The organism is Lentimicrobium saccharophilum, assembly GCF_001192835.1.
Classification (GTDB): Bacteria; Bacteroidota; Bacteroidia; order Bacteroidales; family Lentimicrobiaceae; genus Lentimicrobium; species Lentimicrobium saccharophilum.
In genome coordinates this window covers 1794269-1800180 of record NZ_DF968182.1, presented here as the reverse complement: position 1 = coordinate 1800180, position 5912 = coordinate 1794269, and the positions used below count along the sequence as shown (strand labels likewise).

Below are 5912 nucleotides of genomic sequence, written 5' to 3'. Positions count from 1 at the left end.
CCTCAGCTGCCTGCCAATGTTGAATGTATAGGTGCTAACCTGTCGTTCACCTACATGGTAGATGGTGACTGCGAAGATGATCAGTGCACTTCGACCTTTGTTGTGGCTCCTGATGTTGATCTTGTTGTTACCTGTGCTCCTGCTGTTAATATCACCGATCCTTGTGCTACACTGGCTTCCATTGAGGATGCTTATGACGCATGGGTTGCCGGCTTCGGCAATACAGGCGGTTGCAATGTAACCACCAATATCGGTCAGATACCTCAGCTGCCTGCCAATGTTGAATGTATAGGTGCTAACCTGTCGTTCACCTACATGGTAGATGGTGACTGCGAAGATGATCAGTGCACTTCGACCTTTGTTGTGGCTCCTGATGTTGATCTTGTTGTTACCTGTGCTCCTGCTGTTAATATCACCGATCCTTGTGCTACACTGGCTTCCATTGAGGATGCTTATGACGCATGGGTTGCCGGCTTCGGCAATACAGGCGGTTGCAATGTAACCACCAATATCGGTCAGATACCTCAGCTGCCTGCCAATGTTGAATGTATAGGTGCTAACCTGTCGTTCACCTACATGGTAGATGGTGACTGCGAAGATGATCAGTGCACTTCGACCTTTGTTGTGGCTCCTGATGTTGATCTTGTTGTTACCTGTGCTCCTGCTGTTAATATCACCGATCCTTGTGCTACACTGGCTTCCATTGAGGATGCTTATGACGCATGGGTTGCCGGCTTCGGCAATACAGGCGGTTGCAATGTAACCACCAATATCGGTCAGATNTGCTCCAGCGATGAGTGCACTTCGACCTTCTATGTAGCTCCGGCACCTGAGGTTGAAGTTACCTGCGCTGAACCGGTTAACCTGCCCGCATGTACACCTGCCGTTGATATCCAGGCTGCCTATACTTCATGGGCTGCCGGCTTCAGCTTCACGGGTGGTTGCGGTGCAACAAGCAACATAGCCCAGGTCCCGACACTGCCTGCAGACTTCTGCGACGGCGTTAACCTGAGCTTTACTTATACCGCCAGCGATGACTGCTCCAGCGATGAGTGCACTTCGACCTTCTATGTAGCTCCGGCACCTGAGGTTGAAGTTACCTGCGCTGAACCGGTAAATCTGCCCGCATGTACACCTGCCGTTGATATCCAGGCTGCCTATACTTCATGGGCTGCCGGCTTCAGCTTCACCGGTGGTTGCGGTGCAACAAGCAACATTGCCCAGGTCCCGACACTGCCTGCAGACTTCTGCGACGGCGTTAACCTGAGCTTTATTTATACCGCCAGCGATGACTGCTCCAGCGATGAGTGCACTTCGACCTTTGTTGTGGCTCCTGATGTTGATCTTGTTGTTACCTGTGCTCCTGCTGTTAATATCACCGATCCTTGTGCTACACTGGCTTCCATTGAGGATGCTTATGACGCATGGGTTGCCGGCTTCGGCAATACAGGCGGCTGCAATGTAACCACCAATATCGGTCAGATACCTCAGCTGCCTGCCAATGTTGAATGTATAGGTGCTAACCTGTCGTTCACCTACATGGTAGATGGTGACTGCGAAGATGATCAGTGCACTTCGACCTTTGTTGTGGCTCCTGATGTTGATCTTGTTGTTACCTGTGCTCCTGCTGTTAATATCACCGATCCTTGTGCTACACTGGCTTCCATTGAGGATGCTTATGACGCATGGGTTGCCGGCTTCGGCAATACAGGCGGTTGCAATGTAACCACCAATATCGGTCAGATACCTCAGCTGCCTGCCAATGTTGAATGTATAGGTGCTAACCTGTCGTTCACCTACATGGTAGATGGTGACTGCGAAGATGATCAGTGCACTTCGACCTTTGTTGTGGCTCCTGATGTTGATCTTGTTGTTACCTGTGCTCCTGCTGTTAATATCACCGATCCTTGTGCTGCTCCTGCTTCCGTCCTGGCTGCTTACAATGCCTGGGTTGCCGGATTTAGCTACACAGGCGGTTGCAATGTAACCACCAATATCGGTCAGATACCTCAGTTGCCTGCCAATGTTGAATGTATAGGTGCTAACCTGTCGTTCACTTACATGGTAGATGGTGACTGCCAAGATGATCAGTGTACTTCAACCTTTGTTGTGGCTTCTGATGTTGACCTTGAAGTTATCTGTGCTCCTGCTGTTAATATCACCGATCCTTGTGCTACACTGGCTTCCATTGAGAATGCTTATGATGCATGGGTTGGCGGCTTCGGCTATTCAGGCGGTTGCAATGTAACCACCAATATCGGTCAGATACCTCAGCTGCCTGCCAATGTTGAATGTATAGGTGCTAACCTGTCGTTCACCTACATGGTAGATGGTGACTGCGAAGATGATCAGTGCACTTCGACCTTTGTTGTGGCTCCTGATGTTGATCTTGTTGTTACCTGTGCTCCTGCTGTTAATATCACCGATCCTTGTGCTACACTGGCTTCCATTGAGAATGCTTATGATGCATGGGTTGGCGGCTTCNGCTCCGGCACCTGAGGTTGAAGTTACCTGCGCTGAACCGGTTAACCTGCCCGCATGTACACCTGCCGTTGATATCCAGGCTGCCTATACTTCATGGGCTGCCGGCTTCAGCTTCACCGGTGGTTGCGGTGCAACAAGCAACATTGCCCAGGTCCCGACACTGCCTGCAGACTTCTGCGACGGCGTTAACCTGAGCTTTACTTATACCGCCAGCGATGACTGCTCCAGCGATGAGTGCACTTCGACCTTCTATGTGGCTCCTGCACCTGAGGTTGAAGTTACCTGCGCTGAACCGGTTAACCTGCCCGCATGTACACCTGCCGTTGATATCCAGGCTGCCTATACTTCATGGGCTGCCGGCTTCAGCTTCACCGGTGGTTGCGGTGCAACAAGCAACATTGCCCAGGTCCCGACACTGCCTGCAGACTTATGCGACGGCGTTAACCTGAGCTTTATTTATACCGCCAGCGATGACTGCTCCAGCGATGAGTGCACTTCGACATTCTATGTGGCTCCGGCTCCTGCCGTATCCGTAGCAGGACCGGAGGATGCCTCCTACAGCAGTTGTGACTTTGCAGACCAGTCAGCCCTGAATACGGCCTTTGCCGCATGGCTTGGCCAGTTTGCCGTGACCGGTGACGGATGTGGAGTAATTATCCCCGATCTGAGTGGTTATACAGCTCCTGTACTTTGCGAAGGAGGAGAGGTGTCAATTACTTACAGTATCGCTGACCTTTGCAGCAGTGCCAGCATAACGCGCAGCTTCACCGTAAATGCCCCTACAGCGATTGTAATAGCAGAACCTGCTGATTTCAGTGCAGACGCCACCGATTTTGCCGACCAGGCAGAGATTAATGCAGCGTTTGCAAGCTGGCTTGAAGGCTTTGGAGTCACGGGCGGATGCAATCCCCAGGGCAGCTATGGAACGCCAACGGCGCCCACGCTTTGCGGAGGATTTACCGAAGTTACCTATAATGTAACCGACCTTTGCCAGACAGGCACAGCCACGGCCACGTTCACCATTGTATCACCCAACCCCTTGGTGATTAACAAGCCCAACGACTACAGCGGTTCATCATGTATGTTTGCCGATCAGGCCGCGGTAGACGCAGCGTTTGCCACCTGGCTGACCGGCTTCAGTGTAAGCGGAGGGTTTAACCCTGTGGGAACCATCGTTGGTACACCCTTAGCGCCGGTACTCTGCCAGGGCGGCACCACCACTGTGACCTATAATGTAACGGATGAATGCGGCGGCGGGTCAGTAACAGCGACCTTTACATTGATTGCGCCGGCAGCTGTTTCCGTGGCAGGACCGGCGGATGCTTCATACAGCAGTTGTGACTTTACAGACCAGACAGCCCTGAACACGGCCTTTGCCGCATGGCTAGGCCAGTTTGCAGTGACCGGTGACGGATGTGGCGTAACGGCCCCCGATCTGAGTGATTACGCAGCCCCTGTACTCTGCCAGGGAGGTGAGGTATCAATTACTTATAGTATTGCTGATCTTTGCACAAGTGCAAGCATTACGCGCAGCTTTAGCGTCACAGCCCCGTCAGCCGTATCCGTAGCAGGACCGGCGGATGCTTCCTACAGCAGTTGTGACTTTGCAGACCAGTCAGCCCTGAATACGGCCTTTGCCGCATGGCTTGGCCAGTTTGCCGTGACCGGTGACGGATGTGGAGTAATTATCCCCGATCTTAGTGGTTATACAGCTCCTGTACTTTGCGAAGGAGGAGAGGTGTCAATTACTTACAGTATCGCTGACCTTTGCAGCAGTGCCAGCATAACGCGCAGCTTCACCGTAAATGCCCCTACAGCGATTGTAATAGCAGAACCTGCTGATTTCAGTGCAGACGCCACCGATTTTGCCGACCAGGCAGAGATTAATGCAGCGTTTGCAAGCTGGCTTGAAGGCTTTGGAGTCACGGGCGGATGCAATCCCCAGGGCAGCTATGGAACGCCAACGGCGCCCACGCTTTGCGGAGGATTTACCGAAGTTACCTATAATGTAACCGACCTTTGCCAGACAGGCACAGCCACGGCCACGTTCACCATTGTATCACCCAACCCGCTGGTGATTAACAAGCCCAACGACTACAGCGGTTCATCATGTATGTTTGCCGATCAGGCCGCGGTAGACGCAGCGTTTGCCGCATGGCTGACCGGCTTCAGTGTAAGCGGAGGGTTTAACCCTGTGGGAACCATTGTTGGTTCACCGGTAGCTCCGGCACTTTGCCAGGGCGGCACCACCACTGTGACCTATANGTACTTTGCGAAGGAGGAGAGGTGTCAATTACTTACAGTATCGCTGACCTTTGCAGCAGTGCCAGCATAACGCGCAGCTTCACCGTAAATGCCCCTACAGCGATTGTAATAGCAGAACCTGCTGATTTCAGTGCAGACGCCACCGATTTTGCCGACCAGGCAGAGATTAATGCAGCGTTTGCAAGCTGGCTTGAAGGCTTTGGAGTCACGGGCGGATGCAATCCCCAGGGCAGCTATGGAACGCCAGCGGCGCCCACGCTTTGCGGAGGATTTACCGAAGTTACCTATAATGTAACCGACCTTTGCCAGACAGGCACAGCCACGGCCACGTTCACCATTGTATCACCCAACCCGCTGGTGATTAACAAGCCCAACGACTACAGCGGTTCATCATGTATGTTTGCCGATCAGGCCGCGGTAGACGCAGCGTTTGCCGCATGGCTGACCGGCTTCAGTGTAAGCGGAGGGTTTAACCCTGTGGGAACCATTGTTGGTTCACCGGTAGCTCCGGCACTTTGCCAGGGCGGCACCACCACTGTGACCTATATTGTAACGGATGAATGCGGAGGCGGGTCAGTAACAGCGACCTTTACATTGATTGCCCCGTCAGCCGTTTCCGTAGAAGGACCGGCGGATGCTTCCTACAGCAGTTGTGACTTTACAGACCAGGCAGCCCTGAACACGGCCTTTGCCGCATGGCTAGGCCAGTTTGAAGTTACCGAAGACGGATGCGGCGTAACGGCCCCCGATCTGAGTAATCTCACAGCTCCGGTACTTTGCGAAGGTGGTGTGGTAACCGTAACCTATGGCATTACAGATCTTTGCAGCAGTACCAGTATTACGCGCAGCTTTAGCGTCACTGCCCCGTCAGCCGTATCCGTAGCAGGACCGGCGGATGCTTCATACAGCAGTTGTGACTTTACAGACCAGGCAGCCCTGAACACGGCCTTTGCCGCATGGCTAGGCCAGTTTGAAGTTACCGAAGACGGATGCGGCGTAACGGCCCCCGATCTGAGTAATCTCACAGCTCCGGTACTTTGCGAAGGTGGTGTGGTAACCGTAACCTATGGCATTACAGATCTTTGCAGCAGTACCAGTATTACGCGCAGCTTTAGCGTCACTGCCCCGTCAGCCGTATCCGTAGCAGGACCGGCGGATGCTTC

Annotated in this window: 1 protein-coding gene; it reads left to right on the top strand. The window is 53.1% G+C overall.

What is annotated here, in order from left to right; all coding sequences use genetic code 11:
- Positions 1 to 4770 precede the first annotated feature (4770 nt).
- Positions 4771 to 5912: hypothetical protein (locus tag TBC1_RS17985; RefSeq protein WP_172668844.1), on the top strand; the 1142-nt coding region annotated here is incomplete at its 3' end.